Source organism: Photobacterium sp. GSS17 (assembly GCF_028621875.1).
Taxonomy (GTDB): domain Bacteria; phylum Pseudomonadota; class Gammaproteobacteria; order Enterobacterales; family Vibrionaceae; genus Photobacterium; species Photobacterium ganghwense.
This window is the reverse complement of record NZ_CP117518.1, coordinates 159,501-185,936: the sequence shown is the minus strand read 5'-3', so window position 1 is coordinate 185,936 and position 26,436 is coordinate 159,501. Positions and strand designations below refer to the sequence as shown.

22 protein-coding genes and 1 pseudogene are annotated in these 26,436 nt (G+C 50.4%); 8 read left to right on the top strand and 15 right to left on the bottom strand.

Annotation, left to right across the window (positions count from 1 at the left end):
* Window positions 1–40: 40 nt before the first annotated feature.
* Window positions 41–1,093, top strand: a complete 1,053-nt coding sequence (locus PGW97_RS17240; RefSeq protein WP_047887718.1) for a hypothetical protein — start codon at window positions 41–43, stop codon at window positions 1,091–1,093.
* Between the two features lie 109 nt (window positions 1,094–1,202).
* Here PGW97_RS17240 and PGW97_RS17235 read toward each other — a convergent pair whose 3' ends face one another.
* A complete protein-coding gene (locus tag PGW97_RS17235; RefSeq protein WP_273860240.1) occupies window positions 1,203–2,966 on the bottom strand; it encodes a lysophospholipid acyltransferase family protein in 1,764 nt (587 codons plus the stop codon).
* 198 nt (window positions 2,967–3,164) lie between these two features.
* On the opposite strand from PGW97_RS17235, the gene PGW97_RS17230 reads away from it, so the two are divergent.
* Window positions 3,165–3,641, top strand: a complete 477-nt coding sequence (locus PGW97_RS17230; protein WP_047887716.1) for a CreA family protein — start codon at window positions 3,165–3,167, stop codon at window positions 3,639–3,641.
* 128 nt (window positions 3,642–3,769) lie between these two features.
* Here PGW97_RS17230 and PGW97_RS17225 read toward each other — a convergent pair whose 3' ends face one another.
* Window positions 3,770–4,660, bottom strand: coding sequence for an AraC family transcriptional regulator (locus PGW97_RS17225; protein ID WP_047887715.1), 891 nt, complete (start codon window positions 4,658–4,660; stop codon window positions 3,770–3,772).
* Window positions 4,661–4,852: 192 nt separating this feature from the next.
* Between PGW97_RS17225 and exaC the strand changes: the two genes are divergently transcribed.
* On the top strand, window positions 4,853–6,373 hold the full coding sequence (gene exaC, locus PGW97_RS17220; RefSeq protein WP_273860239.1) for an acetaldehyde dehydrogenase ExaC: 1,521 nt from the start codon (window positions 4,853–4,855) through the stop codon (window positions 6,371–6,373).
* A 114-nt stretch (window positions 6,374–6,487) separates the two neighbouring features.
* On the opposite strand, the gene PGW97_RS17215 is transcribed toward exaC, so the two are convergent.
* From PGW97_RS17215 to PGW97_RS17200, 4 genes are read right to left on the bottom strand one after another with little or no spacing between them, the layout of a single operon-like run.
* Window positions 6,488–7,690, bottom strand: a complete 1,203-nt coding sequence (locus PGW97_RS17215; RefSeq protein ID WP_273860238.1) for an ABC transporter permease — start codon at window positions 7,688–7,690, stop codon at window positions 6,488–6,490.
* The gene (locus PGW97_RS17210) at window positions 7,687–8,943 is read right to left on the bottom strand and encodes an ABC transporter permease (RefSeq protein WP_273860237.1); all 1,257 of its coding nucleotides are present in this window, start codon (window positions 8,941–8,943) and stop codon (window positions 7,687–7,689) included. Before PGW97_RS17210 ends, PGW97_RS17215 begins: the two co-directional genes overlap by 4 nt.
* Window positions 8,944–8,948: 5 nt before the next feature.
* On the bottom strand, window positions 8,949–9,923 hold the full coding sequence (locus PGW97_RS17205; RefSeq protein ID WP_273860236.1) for an HlyD family secretion protein: 975 nt from the start codon (window positions 9,921–9,923) through the stop codon (window positions 8,949–8,951).
* Window positions 9,920–11,296 carry a TolC family protein gene (locus PGW97_RS17200; RefSeq protein ID WP_273860665.1) on the bottom strand — a complete coding sequence of 459 codons (1,377 nt, stop codon included), beginning with the start codon at window positions 11,294–11,296 and terminating at the stop codon, window positions 9,920–9,922. The genes PGW97_RS17205 and PGW97_RS17200 overlap by 4 nt, the downstream gene beginning before the upstream one ends.
* Window positions 11,297–11,791: 495 nt before the next feature.
* Between PGW97_RS17200 and PGW97_RS17195 the strand changes: the two genes are divergently transcribed.
* On the top strand, window positions 11,792–12,964 hold the full coding sequence (locus PGW97_RS17195) for a cation:proton antiporter (protein ID WP_047887711.1): 1,173 nt from the start codon (window positions 11,792–11,794) through the stop codon (window positions 12,962–12,964).
* A 331-nt stretch (window positions 12,965–13,295) separates the two neighbouring features.
* On the opposite strand, the gene PGW97_RS17190 is transcribed toward PGW97_RS17195, so the two are convergent.
* Both PGW97_RS17190 and PGW97_RS17185 read right to left on the bottom strand, forming a co-directional pair.
* Complete coding sequence (locus PGW97_RS17190) at window positions 13,296–14,519, bottom strand: HlyD family secretion protein (protein ID WP_273860235.1); 1,224 nt, start codon at window positions 14,517–14,519, stop codon at window positions 13,296–13,298.
* Window positions 14,512–14,928 carry an MFS transporter gene (locus PGW97_RS17185; protein ID WP_273860234.1) on the bottom strand — a complete coding sequence of 139 codons (417 nt, stop codon included), beginning with the start codon at window positions 14,926–14,928 and terminating at the stop codon, window positions 14,512–14,514. Before PGW97_RS17185 ends, PGW97_RS17190 begins: the two co-directional genes overlap by 8 nt.
* Before the next feature lie 166 nt (window positions 14,929–15,094).
* On the opposite strand from PGW97_RS17185, the gene PGW97_RS17180 reads away from it, so the two are divergent.
* Window positions 15,095–16,126, top strand: coding sequence for an AraC family transcriptional regulator (locus PGW97_RS17180; protein ID WP_273860233.1), 1,032 nt, complete (start codon window positions 15,095–15,097; stop codon window positions 16,124–16,126).
* A gap of 235 nt (window positions 16,127–16,361) precedes the next feature.
* On the opposite strand, the gene PGW97_RS17175 is transcribed toward PGW97_RS17180, so the two are convergent.
* The 3 genes from PGW97_RS17175 to PGW97_RS17165 all read right to left on the bottom strand — a co-directional run bounded on the left by PGW97_RS17175 (window position 16,362) and on the right by PGW97_RS17165 (window position 18,659).
* Complete coding sequence (locus PGW97_RS17175; RefSeq protein WP_273860232.1) at window positions 16,362–16,838, bottom strand: hypothetical protein; 477 nt, start codon at window positions 16,836–16,838, stop codon at window positions 16,362–16,364.
* Window positions 16,839–16,955: 117 nt separating this feature from the next.
* On the bottom strand, window positions 16,956–17,465 hold the full coding sequence (locus PGW97_RS17170) for a porin family protein (RefSeq protein ID WP_273860231.1): 510 nt from the start codon (window positions 17,463–17,465) through the stop codon (window positions 16,956–16,958).
* Between the two features lie 297 nt (window positions 17,466–17,762).
* Window positions 17,763–18,659 (bottom strand): AraC family transcriptional regulator, encoded by an 897-nt coding sequence (locus tag PGW97_RS17165; RefSeq protein WP_053061952.1) that lies wholly within the window; start codon window positions 18,657–18,659, stop codon window positions 17,763–17,765.
* A 309-nt stretch (window positions 18,660–18,968) separates the two neighbouring features.
* Here PGW97_RS17165 and PGW97_RS17160 point away from each other — a divergent pair, with 309 nt between their 5' ends.
* A complete protein-coding gene (locus PGW97_RS17160) occupies window positions 18,969–20,120 on the top strand; it encodes an iron-containing alcohol dehydrogenase (RefSeq protein WP_217392856.1) in 1,152 nt (383 codons plus the stop codon).
* Between the two features lie 320 nt (window positions 20,121–20,440).
* Here the strand turns inward: PGW97_RS17160 and PGW97_RS17155 are convergent.
* Window positions 20,441–21,049 (bottom strand): annotated as a pseudogene (locus tag PGW97_RS17155) (murein L,D-transpeptidase catalytic domain family protein); the annotation flags it as partial.
* 277 nt (window positions 21,050–21,326) lie between these two features.
* Here PGW97_RS17155 and PGW97_RS17150 point away from each other — a divergent pair.
* Window positions 21,327–21,998 (top strand): PAS domain-containing protein, encoded by a 672-nt coding sequence (locus PGW97_RS17150; RefSeq protein WP_273860229.1) that lies wholly within the window; start codon window positions 21,327–21,329, stop codon window positions 21,996–21,998.
* A gap of 78 nt (window positions 21,999–22,076) precedes the next feature.
* Here PGW97_RS17150 and PGW97_RS17145 read toward each other — a convergent pair whose 3' ends face one another.
* Window positions 22,077–24,023, bottom strand: a complete 1,947-nt coding sequence (locus PGW97_RS17145) for a putative bifunctional diguanylate cyclase/phosphodiesterase (RefSeq protein ID WP_273860228.1) — start codon at window positions 24,021–24,023, stop codon at window positions 22,077–22,079.
* Window positions 24,023–24,520: a molybdopterin-dependent oxidoreductase gene (locus PGW97_RS17140; RefSeq protein ID WP_273860227.1), complete on the bottom strand. Its 498-nt coding sequence runs from the start codon at window positions 24,518–24,520 to the stop codon at window positions 24,023–24,025. The genes PGW97_RS17145 and PGW97_RS17140 overlap by 1 nt, the downstream gene beginning before the upstream one ends.
* Before the next feature lie 832 nt (window positions 24,521–25,352).
* Here PGW97_RS17140 and PGW97_RS17135 point away from each other — a divergent pair.
* The gene (locus tag PGW97_RS17135; RefSeq protein WP_273860226.1) at window positions 25,353–26,102 is read left to right on the top strand and encodes a sulfite exporter TauE/SafE family protein; all 750 of its coding nucleotides are present in this window, start codon (window positions 25,353–25,355) and stop codon (window positions 26,100–26,102) included.
* Between the two features lie 9 nt (window positions 26,103–26,111).
* On the opposite strand, the gene PGW97_RS17130 is transcribed toward PGW97_RS17135, so the two are convergent.
* On the bottom strand, window positions 26,112–26,252 hold the full coding sequence (locus PGW97_RS17130; protein WP_273860225.1) for a hypothetical protein: 141 nt from the start codon (window positions 26,250–26,252) through the stop codon (window positions 26,112–26,114).
* Window positions 26,253–26,436: the final 184 nt, after the last annotated feature.

The following is a 26,436-nucleotide window of genomic DNA, read 5'->3' as shown; positions in this document are numbered from 1 at the left end:
GCCATTTTGGCTGCGTGCTGCTTTTGGAAAACTGACCACCATGAAACTAACCAAACGACAGGCAAAAGCGGTCAATCATGCCCTCACCCACTGGGAATCCGAAGGGATGATTCAGGCCGACCAAGCCAGTGAATTACGACAAAGTTACGAAGTTGTCGGCTTTGACTGGAAACTGCTGGCTGTCTACTCATTCTGGATTGCCATTACCTGCTTTATTATTTCCATCGCCGTTTTACTGGCTGATGACTATCTCATGGAGCTGCTGGCCAAAATTATTGATACCCCTGCCAGCGTACTCGCTGTCATCAGCGCAATACTGGCGGCTCTGGCATTCCGCCTTGGATTTCAGCGCCGCCAGCGTTTTCCGGACAAAGCCATCAGTAATGAGGCAATTTACTTTTTTGGCGTATTACTCAGCGCCGTGTCTGTGGGCTTTCTGCGCGAAACCTCGCTCTTGGAATCACTCCATATAGTCTGGTTCCTGCTCATTCTGACAGTACTGTATGCAGCACTGGCTCTACGCCTCAGCAGTATGTTGATCTGGATGTTTGCTTTGCTGGGGTTCGCTGCCTGGGGGCTGGAACTCATCAGCCTTCTGGCTGAACCCGGTGGCTACTTTCTTGGACTGAACCTGCCTTGCTGGATGATTGTGATAGCCCTTATCGTACTCGGTGGTTCAAAGTGGCTGGGCCGCTTATCTCAGTATGTGACTCTGTACGAACCAACACGCTTTGTGGGCCTGTTGTACCTGTTGTCGGCACTGTGGCTGGTGTCTATCTTCGGTAATTACGAAAATGCAGCCGAGTGGTCACAGGTTTCTCAGCTGCGTATGCTGCCATGGGCTTTCCTGTCGGGAGTGGTTTGCGTCGCGCTGCTGGTCTTTGGCATTCGTCAGGAAGATAAACTGGCGCGGGGCTTTGGGATCACCTTCTTACTGATTAACCTTTATACCCGCTACTTCGAGTACTTCTGGGATGCCATGCACAAGACCTTGTTTTTTGCCATTTTGGCACTCAGCTTCTGGGTCATTGGCTCTCAAGCCGAAAACTTATGGCAGCTCAGCCGTCGCGGTGAAAACCGTTCTGCGGATTAACTGACCACGAAAAACGCGGCAGCCTTATCAGCTGCCGCGTTCCGTTAATACCCTCTTCCATACCTGCACAGCCAAATCATCGATCCGGCTTTGATACCAGGCTCCGTCTTCAGGCCTGATGACTAAGCAGGTAGGCATCCGCCTCGTCTTTCCCCATGTAACGACCCAGCGTTTTAGCAGGCACATTACGTAAGTCCACGACAATCAGGCCGTCCAGGGCATCATTAAAATCAGGGTCAACGTTGAAGCACACCAGTTTTCCGTTCAGTCCCAGATATTGCCGCAACAACACCGGCACTCCTTTTCCGCCGTCCAAGCGTCCAATCACCCGTGACAGCAGTTGGATATCTGCCAGAGCCGCCAGCATGTCCGGTTGCCAAAATGTATCAGCACCTTTGTCCAAAGGGTTGCTCGGCGCCACCAGTTTGGCATTGGCCGTGTCATAGTGGTGAAACGCCATACTGTCAGCCAGGAGATGACGCGCTTCCGGGCTGTAGTCGTTGCTGATACTTACCGGCCCGAACAGATGAGTGTAACCCGGGTGACGGGAAACAAACGTGGCAATCCCTTTCCACAACAGCATCAGCGCACTCAGGCTTTTCTGGTAGTCACTGGCAATCACCGAACGCCCCAGCTCAATAGACTGCCCCATCTGGCGAATAAATCGCTCATCGTATCGGAACAGTGTACGGGAGTAGAGCCCGTTGATTCCCTGCTTGGCGAAAATTTGATCCACCAGCCCCAAGCGGTATGCTCCAACCAGGCATTTTGCTTCAGAATCCCAGACAAACAGGTGATGATAGGCAGCATCAAACTCGTCAATATCCGTCGCTTTTCCGGTACCTTCACCAACAGCCCGGAAGTTAATTTCCCGCAGCCGTCCAAGTTCGGCCATTACCGCTGGGATCCGATCTGCGGTGGCGCAATATACCTCAAACGCACCGGAAGAGAGCAAGTGCTCACTGGCCGTTAACTGTTTGATATCGTTTTCGAGATCCGAGACAGACATAGGTGCAACAACCGGTTCCTGCTCGCCCGCGTCTAATATAATCTCTGCTCGAAGATTGGCTTTTTTAAGCTGGCACCCCAGCAAATAAGTATTCAGGCGCAGATAATTCACCAGTTGACGTTCTTCCAGCCCTTTTATTTCGCCGTACCCAATATTCTCCCCAATCGCCAGATTAATCTGCCGGTCACGTTTGTTGAGCAACTCACGCCCCAGCATCAGAGTACGCAGCAATGGGTGAATTCGCCCCGCCATGTAAAAACGGTGACTGTTACGACCATCAATGTACACCGGCACCGTTACGGCCTTATTTTTACAAATCAGACGGCTGACCGAATGGCTCCAGGTTTTATCTGTAATCTGCCGGGTCGCCTTGTCATAACCGGACACTTCACCGGCAGGAAACATCAGCAACAATCCACCTTCCGCCAGATGGCGATTGGCTTCCCGCAGGGCGCGGATATTAGCCTTGATCGCTTTTTCCCCTTCGAATACGTCCACACCGATAAACAGCTCATCCAACTCCGGCACCGTTTTCAGATACTGGTTAGCCAGAATTTTTACGTCATGGCGGACCGCTCGCAGAATCTCTGCCAGTATCACGCCTTCGACACACCCGAGCGGATGATTTGCCACCACTACCGTCGGGCCGCTTTGTGGAATATGCTGAATATTACCTTGCTGAACCTGATACTGAATGCCAAGCACATCCAGGGTAAAGCGCAAGAACGCCGACACATCCCCACCTGCGGGACGGTTGGCATAGAACTTATTCAGTGTTTTCAGGCCTGTTGCCCACTCAGCAACATGCTCTCCCATTCCAAACGGGGTTTTCCTTGGCAATCGAAAAGGGCTCGCTATGTCCATAATGTTTCCTGCAAAACCTAACCTGTTGTGGGAAAAATTATGAGAGTTCGACATGACTGATCTGTGTCACTTTTACGGCAGAACAGTGAGAGAAAAAAGACGGTTTAATGAAAGCGACATCCTGCTCCGGCAGGATATGAAATTAGGGGATGCCCCGGATAGCTGCTATCATCAGCAAAAATAACGGAGAAAAAGACAATGAAATCAAAACGCTTTCTTGCCGCTCTGCTGGCCGCAGCAGCGTTGTTGGCTGGCTGTTCCGATGATGAAGTGGGCGACGTCAGCCTGGGTATGTTTACCTTGAAAGACATTAAACTCAACATGCTGGTCGACCCGGAAGTCCCTGGGGTAACATGCCACATCGCCAGTGTTGAAGCCGACCTGAGCCTGGCTGACCCGAGTGACAGCTCCATTTCATGTCGACAAACCGGTGACATTACGCCGGAAATGATTGCCCGAATCGACAAATCCAAATCCGGCGACGTTGTTTTTAAGAAATCCAAAAGCATTTTCTTCAAGTCGATGAAAATTCGCCGTATTTACGATCCACAGAACCAGACGCTGATGTACTTGTCGTACTCGACAAAAGAAACCTCGGGCAGCTTTAAGCACAGCCTGTCTACCGTGCCATTGTGGGGCACCAAGGCGTATATCGAGCCTACGCCGGAAAAATAAGCTCACATTGAGGCTCTAGCTGTTTTTTGGCTTTTGGCTTTTGGCTTTTGGCTAGCAAGGTGACAGGCAGAACCACAACGATCAAAAAAGGCGCTGTGAAAACAGCGCCTTTTTCAATGCATCTTAAATTAGTGGTTAGCCGCCGACTGGCCGATGTACTGCCGCGGGCTCAACCCAAATTTTTGCTTAAACCGACGGGTAAAATGACTTGGGTGCCGGAATCCCAAGGTATAGCTGACTTCGGTAATATTGCCACCGGCGTTGAGTAGCCGGGCTGCAGCCTCAAGCTTCGTGTTGATAATAAATTCCGCCGGAGTACAGTTCAGCAGTAGCTTGAACTTCTGATACAAGTTGGTGCGGCTCATACAGGCCGCTTTACAGAGCATATCGATATCAAGGTCGCTGGTGACGTTCTTACGCACCAAATGCAGTGCGGCATTCAGACCGTGCGAATCCGGCTCATCCTGGCTGTGCTGCAACACAAAATGACAAGTGTTCTGGCGCAGCAGACGCAACACCAGTTCAGTAATGGCTAAGTCTGCCACCAGCATCCGATCTCGACTGTGTTCTTCGAACACATGGCTGAGTTTATGAATCAGCGCCTGAGTCTGGGGAGCATTGGGCGTATGCCAGGCCATCGGCAGCATATCACTACTTTGTTCATACGTACTGTCAGCAAGGCACAACTGATTCGCCACCTGACGCACTTTCTCACGGGAAATTTCGATCGTCAGGCACTTAGTCGGCTGATCCAGCCTGGCTTCCGGAAAATCAATATTCACCGACTCCCCCGCCGCCAGCACATATGACTCACCCGGACGAAACAACTTCTGGTCATTAACATGATGCATGATTTTGGTGCCAGTAATCATGGCGCAAAGTGTCAGCTCGCTGACCGAAAATCCAACGGCATCCTCCGGCAGATAAGTATCGTACATACAGACCTGAGAGTGCTCTCCGGTAACGGCCACGCGGTTTTCAACCAGTTTTTTGGGTACTGCGACAGAGATATTTGCCATGCATTGTTAACCAGTTGTTAATTTGTTTGAGTTCATATCATGGTGAAATATGCACCCACAGTCAATTAGTCTGTACTCTGATGAAAGAAAGCACACACTTTTAACACTAAATTAACCTTGCTTACCAACGACAGTGTGACTCCAGCAACAGTCCACACTCTCAGATAATAACGAAACAAGGAGCAAGACAATATGATTTACCCATGCCCTGGACAAGAAGGCAGTATTGTTGAGTTTAAATCCCGCTACGGAAACTACATCAATGGTGAATGGGTTGCCCCGATTGAAGGCACCTATTTTGAGAACATCAGCCCGGTAAATGGCGAAGTTATCTGTGAAATTCCTCGCTCTTGCGCCAAAGATATCGAAATGGCGCTGGATGCTGCTCACAATGCAAAAGATGCATGGGGCAAAACCTCGGTCGCAGACCGCTCCAATATCCTGCTGAAAATTGCTGATCGCATTGAAGCTAATCTTGAAATGCTGGCTGTGGCAGAAACCTGGGATAACGGTAAAGCCGTGCGTGAAACTCTGGCTGCCGACCTGCCGCTTTGCGTCGATCATTTCCGTTACTATGCCGGTTGTATCCGTGCCCAAGAAGGCTCGATTGGTGAGATCGATGAAAACACCGTGGCCTATCACTTCCATGAGCCGCTGGGAGTTGTCGGTCAGATCATCCCCTGGAACTTCCCACTGCTGATGGCAGCATGGAAACTGGCGCCGGCACTGGTCACAGGTAACTGTGTGATCCTAAAGCCTGCCGAGCAGACTCCGGTTTCTATCCTTAAACTGGTTGAAGTCATTGGCGACCTGCTGCCACCGGGCGTACTGAATGTGGTTAACGGCTTTGGTGCCGAAGCCGGTGAAGCGCTGGCAACCAGCACACGTATTGCAAAAATTGCCTTTACCGGTTCGACGCCTACCGGCTCCCACATCCTGAAATGTGCCGCGGAAAACATCATTCCGTCGACCGTTGAGCTGGGCGGTAAGTCACCGAACATCTATTTCTCTGATGTCATGAATCAGGACGAAGCCTACATCAACAAGTGTGTTGAAGGTGCCGTACTGGCCTTCTTCAACCAGGGTGAAGTCTGTACCTGTCCGTCGCGCCTGCTGATTCAGGAAGACATTTACGACGTATTCATCGCTCGTATCATTACTCGTATCCAGGAAATCAAACGCGGCAACCCACTGGATACCGAGACCATGGTAGGTGCGCAGACTTCAAAGCTGCAGTACAACAAAATCCTGTCTTACCTGGAAATCGGTAAAGAAGAAGGCGCACAGGTGCTGATCGGTGGCGGTATCGATCAAACATCAAGTCTGCCGGGTAGCGGCTTCTACATCCAGCCAACATTGCTGAAAGGCACCAACAAGATGCGTGTTTTCCAGGAAGAGATTTTTGGTCCGGTTGTGGCAGTCACCACGTTCAAAGACGAAGCGGAAGCCATCGCCATTGCGAACGATACTGAGTTTGGTCTGGGTGCCGGGGTCTGGACCCGCGACATGAACCTGGCGTACCGCATGGGCCGTGCAATTCAGGCCGGTCGTGTATGGACAAACTGCTATCACCACTACCCGGCACACGCAGCCTTTGGCGGATACAAGAAGTCTGGTGTTGGCCGTGAAACCCACAAAATGATGCTTGATCATTACCAGCAGACCAAAAACATGCTGGTCAGCTACAGCGACAACGCATTGGGTTTCTTCTGATTCAAAAACAACGTCAATGAGAAGCGTCCTCTCATAGGGCTGATGCCCTGATAAGACAAAGAGCGATAGGGGAAACCCTATCGCTCTTTTATTGACAGGAATACAGAATGCTGCTTAATGGCTGTTTTCGCTTTTATGCTGAGTGCTCCCTGCCGCCCGCACCTGTTGCTTCCGCTGACGTTTAACAGACAACATCATTGCTGCTGCGATGCCCCCATAAACCGCCACCTGTAACCACAACTGCGTCCACCAGCCAACGACCTGATGGAAATCCGCCCCCATCTGATTCAGACGCAGAAAAGCATTAATCGCAGGTGTCGACGGAATCAACTGTGCCAGCGCCGTTATCGGTGCCGGTATCGCTTCCGGCGGCCAGATAAAACCTGCCGAAAAAACTAACGGTAACGAACTGAGCAGTACGACAACCGTGGCCAGTTCCCGGCGCGGAATAAGCTGTCCCAGAATCATTCCCAGGAAAATCACGGCCAGTAAAAACGGCAGTGTAACCGCCAGCAAATCCCGGATATTGGCCAGTCGGCTGATGTGGTAATAGCTGAAACTGAAGCCGAAATAGTACATGACCAGCGGCAGATAAATCAGCGAAAAGCAGATTCCCCGAACCACCACCACTTGCCAGGCCGGATACTGCAGCCAGTAGCCGGTTTTTCCGGCCAGACGATACTCATTCTGCCCGCCTCCAAGCAAGGCGACCGCAATCAGCAATGTCTGGTGCAGAATCAATACAAAAACGGCCGGCACCACATAATTGACATACCCCATCCCCGGATTAAAAACCGGCTGGGCATTGAGCTTTATCGGGGTAAATTGCTGGGCAGCCAGAGTCAGGTTTTCACCGGACATGACCATACGGCTGACCTTGGCTTTGGCGGCCAGTGTGCCTCCGGCAGAAGCTAACCCTTCCACCACCGTGCCATACACCAGAAAATAAGCCGCATCACCGGCGTAAACCAGTGTCGGGCTTTTCCCCAGCAACAAATCCCGGTAAAAATTCGGCGGGATCACCAACAAGCCTTCAGCTTGCCCGGCATTGATGCGTTGCCGGACCTCAGCCAGAGACTCTGCCCTGACGGCAATGGTTACTTGCGGCGTGGCATCCACCATGCGTTCCAGTTCACGGCTGAGCGGGGTTTTATCCTGGTTGACGACCACAATTGCCTGCTCCCGCGGCAGCTGATTGGCATAAGGCATCGGATACAGAAAAGAGTAAATCAGGACGCCACCAAAAACCGTAAACAGAATGGACGGATTGGTAAAAATGGCGCGCAACTCAAACTTAAACAAGGTACGCCAGCTCATTGACTCCCCTCCTGTTCGCTCTGGCTTGCGCCGATGTCATTGACGCGATTAATGTCACTGACACCAGGCAGCGTGGGGTTGTTCGGCTTCGCCAGGTGAGTCACCCGCCAGGCGGCCAGGCACAGCGTCACCGAAAAGACGGCCAACACCAACAACTGCGGCATGGCCAGTGACCAGCTCTGTCCATGGTTAACCTGATGTAACTGTATATCGAGATAGTGCGATACTGGCAGCATCGCACGCCAGAACTGAGCAAACCCCGGCATATCAGTCGCCGGAAACGTCACCCCAACAAACGCAAAGGCCGGCGCGGTAAACCCCGCCGCCAGACTCATTGCTTTGGTGGCATCCAAGGTCATCAGAAAAAGCAGGCTGGCAATGCCCTGACAGGCAATAACCGTCAGGCATTGCGCCAACAAAAGAACGCCCCAGTGACCGTGCATCGGCCAGTCCAGTACGCCGTACAACCCCCAAAGGAACAGCGCACCATGCAACGTGAATATCAAGGTATAGGGCAACAATTTCGCCAACAGGCAGCGAACCGGATAACTTTCCAGCCATGAGCTTATCCCCCGTCCACGCTGTTCTGCGGCGAGGGCCATGATGGTGGTGATCACTATCGCAATCTGCCATGCGGCAGGAATTGCAGCCGCCACCAGAAACTGGCCGTAATGGCTATTGCTGTTATAAAGCGGCGTAATCTGACTTTGCACCGGCACGGCCTGCCCCAGCGCCTGTAACGGAACCGTAGCTCCCGATGCCATATGCTGCAAGGCTTCCACTTTGGCGTTCAGTGTTCCTTGCGCCTGCAGCACCGCCGAGTTCACCAGTTTGCCAATCAGAATAAACTGGCTGTTGTAAAACACCGTAACCGTGGGCGCTTTGCCGGTCAGCGTCTCTTTTTCCAGATCCCGCGGTACGACCACCAGCGCATAAATATCACCACCCCGCAGTGCCGCGCCCCCCTCTTCAACCGACGTGAACGATCTGGTCACACTGAGCGTCGGGCTGGCGTCATAATCACGGATCAACTGGCGCGACAGACGGCTGTGGTCGCCATCAACCACCCCGATCGGTAAATCTCTGGCGATCCCGGCAGAAAATACGCCCCACAGCAGGAGGAACACCAGCACCGGTACCCAGCTCACCATCGCGAAAAGCCAACCATCACGCCGGATCAGCTGCCATTCCTGTTTCAGTGCCTGTCGTCTGCACCATGTCGGTGGCGTAACGGATAAATCGGAATGTGCCATTGTCATTACTCGATAATTACACTCATCCCGACACGGAGATGATCAATCGGCCTCATCGGGCGCGCTTCCACCTCAAACGTACGCATGTCAAAACCCTGCGCCGGATCGGTGGTACGCCAGGTAGCGAAATCCCCCATGGCCGCCACATGGCTAACCTTGAACGCATGGGCTTTATCACCCAGCGCCGGAATCACCGCATTAAACTCTGCCCCGAGGGTAAACTTGCTCAGTTGATCTTCTTTGACATGGAACACAGCCCACGCATCCTGCATGTCAACCACGCTAACTACCGGGAAACCCTGCGGTGCCAGCTCTCCTTCATGCAACAAAACTTGGGTAACCTCACCGTTGTACCAACTGGTGATCTGGGTATCCGCCGCGTAAGCTTCCACTTCCGCCACTGCGCCAGCGGCCATGCGGGCTTTTTCCTGCGCGGCACGACGGGTTTCTTCCCGTGCCCCTTCAGTAGCCATAGCATACATCTGATAAGCGGCGCGTTCGGTATAAAGCGCCGCCTGCCACTGGGTAAAGGCTTCATCCCGTTTTTGCTCGGCCATCACACCGTCTTTGTACAGGTTGTCGACCCGACGATAGGTTTTTTCCATCAATCCGGCGGCGGCTTTAGCTTTTTGCCATTGATCTTTCGCTGCTGCGATTTCCTGAGAACGCGCACCGTTTTCTGCCTGCTGTGCCAGCGCGCCCGCGGCTTCTTCACCGGCACGGGCTTGCTCCAGCTTGGCGTCCAGCTCCGGGCTCAGCAGAGTAAAAATCAGATCACCCTTCGCAACCGTATCCCCCTTACGCACCAGAACATGTTCAATACGTCCCGGCACTTTGGATGAGATATTGTACTGCTGGGCTTCAACTTGCCCCTGCAAACGGACGGGAAACGGCTGATAAGCCTGCCAGAAGGAGTAACCCAGCCATCCGACCAATGCCGCAGCCGGTATAACCGCGGCCAATGTTTTCAACTTACTCATGACTGAACCTTAATCCCCTGGTATTGCTGATATTGACTGAATTGATTGATATCGCTGCTGACCGCCAACAACTTGGTCAGTGACATTACATACTGATAGGCTGCCGCCGAACGCTGGGTTCGGATACCGGCAAGGTATAACTCTGCGTCGACCACATCCAGTGATGTCGACAGACCCTGACTAAAGGCTTTTTCACGCAGGTTGAGATTTTCCTGTGCCAAAGACAGGCTGGACGCCAGACCATGGTATTCCTCCAGCGACTGCATCGCTTCGCGGTATGTTTTTTCAACCAGCACCGACAGATCCTGCTCAGCCTGGGCCCGCAGATAGTTCACCTGAGTCACGGCACTGTGCGCAGCTTTAACTTTGCCGGAGCGACCACCGTTATCCACCAGCGGAATTGATACTCCAACGCCAACCGCCCAGTCAGGTGCCGTTTTCGCGGCCAAGGTGTCATCTTCATGCAGGCTGTAATTGCCGTACAGGAACACTTCCGGGTAGTACTTGCCTTTTTCCGCATCAATCAGTCCCCGCGCCTGACGGCGTTTGGCGTCAAGAATCTGTAAACCCGGGTAGTCTGCCAGCGTCTTGTCGATAAAAGTGTGCATCGGCGGCAGCGACGGATTGATGAACAGCGCCGTAGACGGCATCAAGGCACCCGGGAATTTCAGTAACCGAGACAATGCCGCCTGGGCAATTTCCAAATCCCGTTGGGCTTTTTGGCGATCAACCCGCGCTTTGTCATAGGATGCCTCTGCCTGCAAACGTTCAACACGAGCGATCTGTCCTTGTTGCTCCAGTTTTTGGGCATGCTCCCAATGTTTTTTCAGGCCGTTCTCTACATCAATACGAGTATCAAGCACCTGCTTTGACATCACGACGCCAAAATAAAACTTGGACAGGTCTTCAAACGTCGCTTGCTGCTTCATCGCCAAAAGGGATTTCGCTTCAACCGTCTGTCCTTCGGCAATATCCTGCGCAGCGGTAATTCGGCCACCGGTAAAAATCGGCCAAACTGCTCGGATCGAACTGGTAAACACATCCCTGTCTGTCAGTTGCGAAGTAAACAAGCGATCGATATTAGCCGGGTTGATCCCCAGCATCTGGGCAATGCCCTGAATCGCCTCGCCAGCCGGCATACTAGCAGCCAGATCCGATGGCTTAATTTCAACGGCCTGATCCAGTCGGGTGTAGTTGGCCGACGCGGTGACTTTCGGCAGGTAGAGATCCCTGGCGGCATCCTGCATATGGCGATACCGGTCCACATTTGCTCGCTCAGCGGCCAGGCCATCGTTCTCGCTGATAACTTTCTGCCAGGCATCCCAAAAACTGATGGTCTGCTGTGTATGTCCGCTTTCGATGCGGCTTGTCATCGCGGTCCCCTGAGAGGTCGACGCACCAGATACTGCTATCTGGGCCGTTGAGGCCTGAGAAACCGGTGAGGCTACGCAGGCAACCGAGAGCCATAATGAGGCACAGCCCGGCCACCAGACTGTTCGCTTCTTCTTCATTTTTTTACCTATAAACCATTCCTGGCCGTTTACCGTTGGCGATAGAGACGGATTGAAACTGCCAATTCTAGAGCAATAGCTCTAAAAAACAACCAGTCTCCTTATCTGACAAGCACGGCTAATATCAAACACGTGCCTGAACCCTCCCACAGGGCAACCAAGTCTTCTGTCAGTTATCAGTCTCAAGCGGTTCTGGTCTGCTGGTATGGACGCATTGCATCGGCACTTTATTTCAGCAACTGCACATACAGCGTTATACAGAAACCCAGACATGATACGCAATCTGGCACCTAAGCACACCCTGAGGTTCTGAACCACAATAAAGACTGCCCTCTGAAAGACTGTGGTACTGCCTGTATGTCCCTTGACTTAGCTCCCCTGATTTTTGAGCTTTGCGTGATCATTATCAGCGCAGCCCTGCTGGGCACCCTGTTTCTATATGCCTGCCAGCCCATCATTCTTGCCTACATTGCGGCCGGTCTGCTGCTAGGGCCACACGGGCTCAATCTGGTCACCAGTGCCGAAAATATTACTCAGTTCGGTAATCTAGGGGTCATTCTGCTGTTGTTTTTGATCGGCCTGAACCTGCAACCCAAAAAGCTGCTCAGCCTGTTTCATGAAAGCGCCATTATCACTCTGTGCACCAGCGCTTTCTTTTTTGCCGTGACCCTCGGATTTTGCCTGCTGATCCGACTGCCACTACTGGATTCAGCAATCATTGCCGCGGCCTTGATGTTTTCCAGTACCGTCATCGGACTAAAGCTCATTCCGACCACCACTCTGCACCACAAACGTATGGGGGAAGTGATTACCAGTATTTTGCTGGTACAGGATATTCTGGCGATCAGCGTCATTATTTTCCTCAACATGGAAAGCGGTGAGGCAATGGCATTGAGCTTCCTGATGATGCTGGGCGAGTTTGCTCTGATGTGTGTGATGGCTTTTCTGGGGGTAAGATTTGTGATTTTGCCCCTGTTCCGGCGTTTCGATGTCATTCAGGAATACAGCTTTGTGACCACCTTAGCCTGGTGTTTTTTCTGGTCAGAGCTGGCACATCAGGTGGGGTTGTCTTATGAAAGCGGCGCATTTATCGCGGGGCTGTCCATTGCGGTCAGTCAGGTATCACAGGCTATTGCCGTTCACCTCAAACCGCTGCGGGAGTTTTTCCTTATCCTGTTTTTCTTTGCCATCGGGGCCAGAATAGATATTCAGCAAGCCAATATCTACAGCCTGCTGGGGCTGGCATTTGGGGTTATTCTGGTTGGTGTGAAATTTTGGGGATTTAAAGTTGCCTTGCAGCTGGCCAAAGAGAAACCCAGTATGCATCAGGAACTCAGTGCCCGGCTCAGTCAGGCCAGTGAGTTTTCCTTCCTGGTCGCTTATGCCGCCATGGAGACCGGCATGCTGTCTAATCAGGCAGCGCTGTTCATTCAGTTTGCGACTATGGCCACCTTTATTCTGTCGACCTACTGGGTCGTGAAGCGCTACCCGACCCCCATATCCACGGTCAAAACGTTACGTCAGGACTGATGTCTTTACATCGGCTCTTACCTTGAATCCACCTGATAACTGGAATCCGCCTGATATCTGGTATTCACTTGGGTGTGTCCTCCCGTGCTTGTGGCTCAGCCGATCCGCCCTGCTGAATTAAACAAAAAAAAGCTGCAACCCCAGCCTCAAGGGTTGCAGCAAACTACGGTCAGCATGAACGTAGAAATCGTTGAATAGTGTTGTTCAGACTTGGCTTCGCTTGTGGCCTTAGCCGGGATTGCGGCTAAGGCGTGCGCCTATCCAAGTCCTACTCGGTTTCTTCTCTCACATTTTCTCTTTATCCGTTTGTCTATTATCCACTGCCTCAGGATTACATGGACCAGATATAGAAGATCTGAGATTTCATACGAATGATGATGCCACGCAGCACATCCAGAAACTGCAGAAAACTGTTAGGCTTTTCGGCACTGATCCATGCGATACCGGCAGAGCCGACCGGAATGTCATATCCCTCAGATTCTTCCAGCTTCAGACGAACAAAATGGTGCTTGTTCATAGCATTTTGACCCGTTGTCATACGCACATATTCATCCCGTCCAATCAGGTTGCCCTGACTCTCGCCGGTTGCTTCGATAATGCCTTCCACTTGCGCATTAAAAATAGTGCCGGGATACACCGCAGACGCAAACTCAGCTCGCTGACCCACTTTCACATTGCGAATCGCCTGATGATTTACCCGCATCAACACGTATTTTTCGTTGGTATACATTTGAATACGCGGAATCACACCAACATATTGCCCTTCACGCATGATGAAATTAGTCAAATAACCATCGGCGGGCGCATATATACGGGTATGGTCCAGATTCCATTCAGCCTGTGCGACCAATTCGTGCTTTTCTGCCAAAGCCGCTTCCCGACTGCTGACTTCCAGCTGGGCTTTCTCCCAAGCCAGCGTCGCGCGGTTCGCTGCCAGCTTCGCTTGCTCAACTTTGGAGACCAGTGTTACCTGCTCAGCCTTGGCAACATTAACGGCCGTGCGCTGTTCATCTAGCTGAGTTTCAGTGATGGTATGCTGCACAACACGGTTCTGCTCGACATAACGCTGTAGCGTCGTCTGTTTCCACGTCAAATCTTCTTTCGCCGCAATGAGCTGGTTTTCCGCAATCTCGATGTCTTTCTCAGCGGCCAGTTTATTCTCATGGGCGATGCGGACATCCTCACGAGCAATCGACAGGGTCGCTGCTGTCGACGCCAGTTTGGCTTCCGCCTTGTTCAGCGCAATCTGGTACGGTTCGCTATTTAGGGTATAAATCAACTGCCCTTGCTTCACTTTCTCATTTGGCTTCACCAGAATCTGGTCCACATGACCACGAATATCTTTGGAGGCTGGTCGAAGCTGAATGAACGGCGACTGCACAACCGACCCGCCAGACATGTCCATCGGCGCAAACGTAATCAGTCCGATCCAGACAAAAATCAGCCAACCGCCACCACCAAGATAGGCGAATGACTGGGTGTATTTGTTCCATGGCATGCCGACCATACGTAACAGGTAAATAAACAGCGCCCATACCGCTAATCCTTCAAGCATGATCAGCCTCCGTCGACACGTTTTCTCCCGCCGCCACCTGACGCGAAGGGTGTGGTGCATGTGCCGCCGTTGCTGACAACGCATCACTCTTTACCGGGTGCTCCGCCGCTTCTTCATCGCGACCGAACCAGATATCACGGATCCGACGCAGCGCCGCTTCACCATCGACAAACGCAATGATCACCGCCATCACCCACACCCAGTGCCAGATAAATCCAATCCAGGTCAGGGCCGTAATCAGCCCTAGCTGGCGATGCTCTTTTTTGTGGGCTTTCTGAATAGGTAATTCATGAATGCGCCAAAATCCGTATGCAGCGGCAACAATGGCACCTACCAGTACCACGCCCGCCACGATATGCAGGGCAGTATCCACCCCGGTATCAACAAATGGCATGCTGACGAGACTCATTTCTTCTCCTGTTCTGAACCAAAAAGTCAGATGTAATACATTGTTTTTATGTAGGTGATTTTGTGAGATCAGGTGGGTGGCTGTAATAAATACGGACAGATTCATTCAAATTAAGCAGATCTATGAAATAATCTAACCACGCCAATCAGCCCTGAAGACTCAAACCATGTCTGTGTCCCCTCCCCTGTTCAATGCTGCCTTTACCCGGGCCATTTTTCTTCAGCCGTTACTGAAAGCACTGAACCGCCATTACAGTCTGTCGCCGGCTCAACTGGATATCCCAGAAGTCCTGTATCGTGAACCGATGCGGTTAATTCCGTTCTCCGATATCAATCGCTGGTTAGAAAACATGGAAAGACAAACCGGTGACCCAGCGTTTATGGTCAAGCTGGCTGAAGATTTGACGTTTAGGGAGATGGATCGACTCGGCGAGTGGTTTTTATCCTCACCGGAATTGGCCTTATCATTTCGCCGAATCAATTACGGTACCAGCTGTCTGCAGGCCGGAGCGACGTTTTACGGCGAACAGTCCGGGAAGTTCATCAAATGGTGCTACGACAACCATTTTTCGCACGGACGAGGACGGCTGCATGACAGCCTGCGCATTGCAATCATGTTCACCAATACCCTGCGCGACTTTCTGGGTCATGATTACCAACCCCTCAATGTCGAGATCTCTGGTCCTCCCTGTGGTGAGAAAGCACTGCGGGCATTTTTCGGTTGCGACATTCGCTGGAATGCCCCTAAAACCAAAGTCTGGCTGTATGTTTCTGTGCTGGAGCAGAGTAATCAGCATTTGTATCAGAGCCAGCGCCCGATGATGCTGTCTAACCTGGAGCTGGATGAATTTCTCAATATGCCCCAGCCCCACGATGCCGCAAAAACGGTCTATGAAATGATCAATTATTCGCGCTGTTTCGGTTTTCCGTCGCTGGATACCGTGGCGGGAAAATTCTCGCTGTCACCTCAGCAATTTCAGCGACGTTTGCGTCTATATGGCTGGAACTTCACGTCAATTACCAGCTATGTACTGTGTAATCAGGCTATACAGTATATGCAGGCAGATATCCCCATTGCAGAAATTGCAGCCAAACTGGGCTACTCGAACGTGCAAAGTTTCAGCAAGGCGTTTCAACGTCAGCGGCGAGAGACACCAACCCAGTACAAAGAAAAATTGCTGGAGCGGATGCGCCACTAAAGCCTCTCGCCTGCATCACTCTCTGCGCTGTCGTTGCCAGAAGAAATGAGGTACAAGGAACTGGACACAGGAAACCCAACCAAGGCACAGGTTTCATGCCCCTTTAAGAGTAGGATTTGAGGTTTAGATTTAGCTTTAGGTTTAGGTATTGGGCAGCGACTGACTTTTGGTTAAATCAGAAAATGAACGCAACCAAAATCAAAGGCTGCACATTCTTCAGAAGAGGCGGGCCCACTCAGATTTGGCGGCTACAGTGGAGGATAAACCGCTGGTTAGGCGTGATATGGTGGCGCATTTCAAAGCGTGCGTGATTTTCATCCCCGAATTCAGGTTCAAAGAAAATTCGGTATCCCAGTAAATCGCGCAGTGCATCCGCGTCAAAAGGGTTGAGGTTGTCGCGGTCCACCTTGATGTTACGTTGTAACCAAACCGGTTTCAGCACATACTGCTTACCGTTGTGAGACAGTTGATAATCCACCGTCATGGTAAAATCCAGCGCGATCTCATCACCCTGGCGGGTTTGCACCCACTCCTGAGAGTGGATCGTGCCGTCGTGATTGAAACGGTACGTTGTCCATTCCCGGATATTGTCAGGCGTATCAGGGCGCTGGCAACGCCAGGTGCCGCCTTCCAGACTGGTTGCGCCGGCCATACCTGAACCTGCCAAACCAGACAGAAAAACCATCACCTGTACAGCTTTACCCAACCGCATCCGTTTAACTCCTGATATTTATTTGATTACAATCAGTTATAGCAGGTATTCGTTGTAAGCAAAAGCCACAAAAAAGGGGAAGCCAATGCTTCCCCTGTCTTCATATCCGGGATGGGATTAGAAGTGGTAGTCCACAGACCAGACAACTTGCTGGGAGTAGTCGATCTTGGTGTTGTTCTCTTTGTAATCCTGATCCAGATAACGGTAAGTCAGATCTGTTGACCAGTTGTCGGTGATTTTGTACATCGCACCTACCTGGCCGCCCCATACAAAGTCAGATGAGCTGTCGTTGTTAATTTCGCTGTCAGCAAAACCGGCAGATACACCCGCAAACAGGTTCACTTTCTGATGAACTGGCAGTAGGTAATCGTATGAAGCCAAGAACATGTTTTGCTCTGACTTATCCATATAGCTGTAAGTACCCATCAGACGGTGGTGATCGTTGATGATGGCACCACCACGCAGTTGGTAAGTCGCATCTTCGCCGTTTTGTTCGTACTGACCTTTTACGTTGTCGTTCTGGTAACCAACACCGCCACCAACAAACCATTCAGTGTCAGCAGCAAATGCAGGAGAAGCAGCAATTACAGCCAGTGCCAGTGTTGAGATTGCAGTGATTTTTTTCATCTTTTTTGCTCCTATCTCTTCCACTCAGCCCGGTCACACCTGACCGACCTGTTGAAAAAAAATTGTGTGTAAAGTTTGTCTTCGTTAAACACCTTACACCTGCAACCTTAACCACAACTTAAAATATAAAACATCGTTTTTAATCTGAATGCACGCTGAACGGCACATTTTTTTCGCCACCACTTTTATGAATCATACGAAACGGTATACCAAACGTTGCGCAAGACATCTGATGCTCAAAAGGCAAAATGACCGCTTTCGATCAAAGCCACCGCGCAGCATTAGCGAGCCCACTCCTCAGGCCAGCGCCAGTTGTCCCGCCTTGCTCGGCGGCAAGCCAAAATACCGCTTGAACTCCCGACTAAACTGGGTTGGACTTTCATAACCGACTTTTATCGCGGCCACATTAGCGGGCATCCCTTCCTGAATCATCAGAGTTTTTGCTTTGTTCAGGCGAATTTTCTTGATGTACTGTAACGGTGGATCGGTCACCACTTGCTTGAAGGTTCGGTGAAATGCTGAAACGCTCATCCCTGCCATTTCCGCCAACTCTTCAATCGACAATTTCTGATCGAAGTGAACCTGAACATGGTTAATCACCCGCGAGACTTTCGACAGAGCACTGTCCTGCTTACAATATTGTGACAGCAGGTATCCCTGCTCACTTTTCAGTAACTGAAAATAAAACTCTCGCAGTAACTGACGCCCAAGGACTTTGGCATCCAACGGTTTATCCAGGCAACTGAGCAGTCGACAGACACTGTCTTCAATCCCCGACGTGATTGGCGTTACAGCGACCCCACGGCCAGACTCTTCACGCCAACACAGCGTGCCATCGTCATGCTGTTCGACGCTATCCACCAGCTCCTGCAATAGGGTTCGATCGAAATCAATATCAATGCCAATCAACGGCGCGTCTTCAGATGCAAAAGTTTCACAGGCGATAGGGTATGGCGTTGCCACAATCAGGCAATGTTCGGTATCGTACTCAAATCGATAATCGTTGAGATGACCAATCTTATTCCCCTGTAAGATCACGACAACCCCTTGCTGATACATCTGCGGCGTCACTTTGTGGTATTTGTTGATTCTGAACAGGCGAACGCCAGGAACCTCGGTCTCAACAATTCCGGCCTGATGGCTCAAACCATAGTAATGGCAAAGCTGTTCACCTTTTTCCTGACACTTTTTCATCGTGGTATTCCCAAATTGGATGCTTTCTCTGAACCTGAGTTTCACCGCCATCTTAGGCAGGGCTGGGGCGGAAAACAAGGTAAATGACTGAGTGACTCACGCTGCAACCCCCTAACCACGACAAAATGAGACCAGACAAACCACAAGCATTTTCTGACAAACACGCCTCACTTATTTTGAGAGAAATAGGCAAGCATTAAACAGGATCGAGCATCACCTTTCAGTCTTAACTGGCGTAGACTTGTTGGCGTACTAAAACAGGCCTCACTCGCCTTATCAGTGAGGCAGTCACTACCCTGGAGACGTATCATGCAAAAATTTACCTACCAGAACCCAACTCGCATCCATTTTGGTGAAGGCCAAATCGCCGCTATCGCCAATGACATTCCGAAAGACAAGAAGGTACTGGTGATTTACGGTGGTGGCTCCATCAAGAAGAATGGCGTGTACGAACAAGTCAGCGCAGCACTTGCTGGTCATGAATGGGCTGAATTTGCCGGTGTTGAGCCTAACCCGCAATATGACACCCTGATGAAAGCAGTAGAGAAAATCCGCAATGAGAAATTCGACTACCTGCTGGCCGTTGGCGGAGGATCTGTGATTGACGGTACCAAGTTCATCGCTGCGGCAGCCTGCTATGAAGGTGAAGATCCGTGGCACATTCTGGCGAAGCAGCATCCGGTAGAAGCTGCGCTGCCACTGGGTTGCGTACTTACCCTGCCTGCCACAGGCTCAGAGAGCAACAAAGGTGCAGTGGTTTCACGCGGTAAAGACAAACTGGCTTTCATGACTGACAAAGTCCAGCCACTGTTTGCGGTACTTGACCCAACCACCACGCTGAGCCTGTCTCCGCGCCAAGTTGCCAACGGCGTTGTCGATGCCTTTGTCCACGTCATGGAGCAGTACCTGACGTTCCCGGTGAATGCCAAAGTACAGGATCGTTTTGCAGAAGGCCTGCTGCTCAATCTGATTGAAGAAGGCCCGAAAGCACTGGCTACCCCGGATGATCTGGATGTGCGCGCCAACATCATGTGGACCGCCACTCAGGCATTAAACGGTCTGATTGGCGTGGGGGTGCCTCACGACTGGGCAACTCACATGATTGGCCATGAACTCACCGGTAACTATGGTATCGACCATGCCCGTACCCTCAGCATCGTGCTGCCTGCGGTCATGAAAGAACGCCGTGCCGACAAAGAAGCAAAACTGCTGCAATATGCTGAGCGTATCTTCGGTATCCGTGAAGGTTCTGTTGATGAACGCATCGACGCGGCCATTGAGCGAACCATTGCTTTCTTCAAAGAAATGCAGGTGCCAACTCGTCTTGCCGACGTGAAACTGGGCGAGAGCGATATTGATGTGCTGATGAGCAGCCTTGAAAGCCACGGTATGACAGCACTGGGTGAACACGGCAACATCACTCTGAACGACAGCCGAGCGATTCTGGAAGCCGCACTCTGACAGAAACAGGTTAAACGCCAGTTTGCTGGGACTCTAGGAGCCTGAAAAACACGCTCCTGTACCTCAATGAAAACGCCCGAGTCTGTATCAGCCTCGGGCGTTTTTTATCCGGAGCCGTTTCAACCCCACCGAAATATCAACTTACTGCATATTCAATGCATGGATCGCTACAAGCTATCAGGCTCAACCCGCGCTAGCATTTCCCCGGCCGACAACGGTTGAGCCGCCAGCTGAGACTGGTGTTCGTTGGGCTTATTACCCGCTAAATGAGTAGCGTCCAATTTAGCTGTCGCCAACGGAAGTTGCCGTCCCTGAGTGTAGCGGGAGGCCAGAATAATGCTGCCACCTTTAATCACATCGATAATCTCACGGTTTTTTTCCGGTGGCAGTGCCGGGCAGCCCCAACTCCAACCAATAAAATTGTTATTTTTCAGAAAGTCCGGCGATGCATAATTGGCCCCGTGGATCACGATATGACGTCGACGAGCATTATCGTTCACCCCTTCCGACAAACCGTCCAGGCGCAAGGAGTAACCATATTTACCGTAATAGGTTTCTGCGGTCTTATACACGCCCAATGAGGTTTGCCGAGAATTGACCGTGTTGGAAAACTTGGTCGCGAAAGCGCCACCACTTTCAATACCGTGGGTAGTGAAAGTATGATACTTCAGTTTTTTTTCCAAGAGGTCTATCACGTAAAAACGACGCTGATAGGATGGACGGTTAAAATCGATGAGCACCAGATGGTGATTAGCACCGGAGCCATGGCTGAGATAGGCATCAACACCTTCTTCAAGCAGGCTATAGTCCAGTACCCCCTGCAATCTTGCAGACTGATACACATCCTTGGCTAACTTTTCTGCATACTCGCTCGGGCTCGCCAGAACTACAGCAGGAAAGTACAACAGGCAGAGAAGTTTTTTAAGCATATTGTGTTTACGACTTTGTCATTATCTTTGTATTCATTCTCACATCTAATAATAACAGACTGCATTTGAATAGATTTGTTTTTTATTACTGGCTCTACCAGCTACGCAAAATTATGCAACTAAAACCGCAAAAAGGTCACAAAGTCATCAAAACTGCAACTCTCGGGGGAATTTCCCCAACAAAAGTGGGAAATTCCCCTACTTTTTTTAAATTACAAATTGCTAAAATAAGCCTGTGAAAATCGATCAGAATACATATTTATCTGTCCTTATTCACATGCTAGAAAACACCCCAACGCCAGCAGGGCTGAAGTCAAAAGACGGCGTGTTTGCGTACGCTAATCAGGCATACCGCACTCTGGTCAACGCACCGGATAACATCGAAGGGCTGACAGACGGTGATCTACCATGTGATACGGCTCAATTTGCGTCCGTGTTTGTCCAACAAGACAGACAGGCAATGGCACAAAACAAGACAATCACCATAATTGACATCCATCACTACGCGCATGGCTTTGATGCCTACACGTTCGAGAAACGTCCGATAGTGATTAATGGTGAGACATGGGGGATCCAGTTCAATGCCATAAACCTGAAAAAGTGGGTAAATCTGGCAACGTTTGCCGAAGTGTTTGCTCTTGATAAAACAAACGCCTCACTCTGTACCCTGACGCCACAGGATGTACAGTTAACCTCATCTCAGGAAATCGTGCTCTTCTGGCTGTTAAGGGGACGCCAGACTAAACAAATTGCACAATTGATCCATCGCACTCCGAAGGCGGTGGAAAAGCAAATCGCCAACTTGATCACCAAGTTTGCTGATTATGGCGTTACTAACCGCGCCTCTCTGATTGAGTACGCACGCAGTCATGGATGGCTGTCTGTCATCCCTGAGCAACTGTTCAAACGTCCGGTTTCTGCCGTTATAGATGAACAAGGCCTCAACTGAGGCCTTGGGGATGTCTTCGTTAAACGTCATCGCTAACGCTTAGCTTGTTAAAAAAGTGTGCTTCAGCCACATAGCCTACTAGACAGATGTCGGCAGTGTTTTCGCCAAACGTTCCGAGGCGGACAACGTGGATGAGCCTACCCGATGCTGCTGCATATGACTCAGCTTTACTACCATTTCCTCGCCGGATACTGGCCTGCTGAACAAAAAACCCTGACCGTAATCACAACCTTCAGCAAACATTTCAGCGTATTGCGCCTGCTGTTCAATGCCTTCGGCCACCACTCGCATACCCAGTCCTTTCGCCAGGGTAATAATGGCGCGGATAAAGCGAATATCGTAGCCGGACTGATGAATTTTCCAGATAAAGCTTTTATCAATTTTCAGGATCTGAAACGGCATTTCCTGTAAATGGCTGAGCGAGGAATACCCGGTACCAAAATCATCCAGCGCCAGCCCTACCCCCATCTCCCGCAGCTTTGGCAACACATTGGCAGAATTTTCAATATCATGCGATGCCGTATCTTCAGTGACTTCCAGTACCAGATCGTTCGCCGACATCCCGGTTTTAGTCAGCAAGCGCTGGACTATCTCCGCCAGATCACAATGCGAATACATGGTCGGTGAAATGTTCACTGCCACCCGGATCGCCGGGAGCCCGGCCTGTCGCCAGCGAACATTTTGCTGGCAAGCCTGTTCCAGCGCCCACTCATTCAGCGTTTGCGCCAACCCGGATTTCTCTGCGATATCGATCACTTCTGCCGGGGAAATATCGCCGTAAATGTCATGATGCCAACGAACCAGTGACTCAACCAGCTTGATGTCCCGGGTTTGCAGGCACACAATCGGCTGATAAACCTGCCTCACCTCACCACGCATCAGCGCCTGGCTTAACGCATCTGTCAGCACCCGCTGGCGAATGGCCTTCTCATTCATATACGGCTCAAAAAAGCAGTATGAGGTTCCGCGGGTCTTCTTCGCAGTATACATCGCAGTATCTGCATGGCTCATCAACTGCTCTGCCTCAGCCGCATCTTGCGGATAAAGGCTGATACCGATGCTCATCTGGGCTAACTGGCGGTGCCCGTCAACCTCAATTTCATCGTCAAACTGTTGTTTGATTCGTTCAATAAGCTGCAGGCACTCGCCCCTTCCCTGCACGGCAGGCTGAAGAATGACAAACTCATCGCCCCCCAAGCGGGCAACTTTACATCGTGCAGGTAATTCTGACAGCCGTCTGGCCACTTCTTTTAAAAAGATGTCTCCCGCACCGTGCCCAAGGTAGTCATTCACGCCCTTAAAGTTATCCAGATCCAGGGTATAGAGGGCCATTTGCTGATTTTTCCCCGGCTCCAGCGATATGATGGCGTCTTGCAGACACCCGTTGAAACAGGCACGGTTTGGCAATCCGGTCAGAGGGTCACGAAACGCCTGACGCCGATTAATCCGGCTTTCCCGAATCACCAACAAAATCAGCATGGCACCACTCAATAACAAACCGTATAAGTAGTAGTCTTCTCCTGTATGGGCATCAAAGATACGGGTCAGGTTGTCACGAGTCGACTTGATTGAAAAATTGTTAACATAAAATTCCCGCACCTGTTTCTGAATCGGAGCAAACTCACGCATCAGCCTTTCCGCTGCCGGGTCACCACCGGTTAGTGCAAATACCTCAGGTTCAAACCGTTCCAGCTCATGTTTTAGGTTCTCCAGCAGCTCGACCGCACCGTGGCGTTCTCGGAACATCCGGTTTTCTTCACCAACCGCCAGTACATCAATCCGACTCCAAAGAATGTCAAAGCGAAGCTGAACGTCCGCGGCACCTTCAAAATCCAGCGCAACCAGCTGCAACGAGTGCATAAACTGGTAGAGTTCACGATCCAGTTCCGACACCGCCCAATTGACCGCTTTCATTGAACCGGTGATCAGTTCCGTGACATGGTGATGGCGCAGAGAGCTGACCACAGAGCTGATTGCAAAAATGGCAACCGTCATCGACAACAGCAGTATCTTTATCTTATACATCAATACACAACCAGCTCGTGTAGTTGCCAGACCATATCTTCATGGAACAGCGTCGTATCTAATTCAGGGTAATCCGACAACGGCAGAATCAGCCATAACGGGCCTTTATCCCGAACCCTCATGTACTCACCATCGGTTTTAATGGCAATAATGACCGGGTATTTGCCCAGGACCTCCATGTTCAACTCGGCCTGATAACCGTTCAGCCCTTTTGCCATAACCCTGTGCCCTTCGGCCTGCAACTGATCCAGCAGATCGGTCAGTAATACGCCATCGTACCGATGCAGGGCATCCGTCCAGGGCGTCAATGTGACTACCTGGGTCTGCGGAAACTGTTCCAGCATCTCACGATCAAACTGCGCAGCGCGGTTCAGATTCGTGTGATGAATGGCACCGCTCACCGACAAAATCACATCCATTTTCGGTGTCGGAAAAACGGAAGCATTACTGACAAAACTGCTGAGGGAGATAAGAAATAAAATAAAAAATCTATTCATCCTGATGTCTCTGGCTGACTGTATCCTGAATTAACGTTGCTTATCAGAAATACCCATTAGGGGGTAACTCATATTGTTTCCCACGGTTTATTTAAATCAATGTAGGTGAATGCTTCTCTGGTCGGCGTTGATTGAAGATAGATATTCCCACCCAAGTCTCTACTTGTTTAGGTGGTTTAATTTAAATATCAATATGATTTGTAAGTGAAAAGAACGTAAGAAATGCGTTGTGCAAACGTGCAGCGATACATAATCTCAAGTATTCATTAACGAAAATTATATGTTAGGCTAATAAAATTGCAAAGCGTATCATGCACATAAAGCATACTTCAGCCATAGAACATCATTCTGTAAACATCATACGACGTCAATTATTTGAAAAGATAAATTCCAATTAAATAAATTATTAATAATTTTTAGAGAAAATTATCACGTTCTGTAATTCTTCTTCCATATATTGAGTGGGTTTCAATAATCACTGTTTATCAAACAGACGATGAGCAAAAAACAAACACCATGCAAAATAAAATGAATTGTTATCAATATATTTGTTACAAAATATATCTTATTGCGTAATCGGCACCTTCCAAGTCATTAACAGCATTAAATCGCTATATGTTAATGGAAATGATTTCCAATCACTTTAAGTGATACAAATATTTATTGTTCTATCTCCTGCAGCAACGCTTACTTTCACAGAAAAAATAACAAGCACGTCACATTGACACGTTTCCAGGTGTATGTGAATTTAGACTTCACTGTTCACATTTCAGTCTGTTCAAACCGTTGTAAGGCTGTCCACTTCAATTTCAATGAAAGCCCCGGAGATCACATGCTGGCTGATTTTGCCCTTTCTGTCACTGACCTGCTCAGTTTAGGCACGTTCACCATCATGACCTCTGTCGTGGCCGCGGTATTAGGATTTGGCGGAGGCATGCTGCTAATCGCGATCATGCCATTCTACCTGCCGGCTGCTGCCATTATTCCGGTACACGGTGCCACACAAATGGTCAGCAACATCAGCCGGGCGATGTTTTCCTGGCGCGAGGTGTGCTGGTCACTGCTTCCGTCGTACCTCATAGGTGCAATAACAGGTACTCTTCTCGTCGGATTGACTGCCGTTAGTCTGGCAACCGAATACCTTCCCTTATTTATTGGCAGCTATATATTGATGAACATCTGGCATCAGGGATTTATGCGCTGGGTGAGCCGATTTGAATCCATGTTTTTGGCCGGGTTTGTTCTGAGCGGCCTGTCACTGTTGGTCGGTGCGCCGGGTCCCCTCTTTCATCCTATGATGATGAAGAAACTGTCCGATAAGAACCACCTTGTGGCCACCACCGCCATGATGATGACCATTGCCCACGGACTAAAGCTGATTCTGTTTGGCTTAGTGGGCTTTAATTACCTGTCGCAATGGCCCTTGCTAACCACCTTAGTACTTTGCGCCATTCTTGGCTCCTGGCTGGGCACACGGGTACGCCACCGCAGCCAGAACCAACATGTCCTGCTGCTGATAAAAATCATTCTCAGCCTGCTGGCTCTCAAAATGATGCTGTCTGTGTGGCTGACTTATCAATAAACTTGCAGCTCAGACTTTCTGGGTAAAACCTCCCGTACGGTTATACACGACTCGTCTCCCCACGGGTTTCAGCATCGCATGAAACCCGAGGAAATCCATCAGCACATCGTGACAGCGACGCTCATCAGCAATGTCAGCGGCAGACATCATCGCTTGGTCTTCCTCATCAAAATGAATTCTTCGACCGCTATTGCCTTGGCCATTAACTGATTAATCACTTTGGTCGCATTTCGTTCAGAACAAGTGTGATGATGTGCCCAGATCTCAACACCAAATAGCGTTTTTTTGCCATTACGTGATTTCTTTAATAAGGTTCGCGAGGTTGTCACGTTCG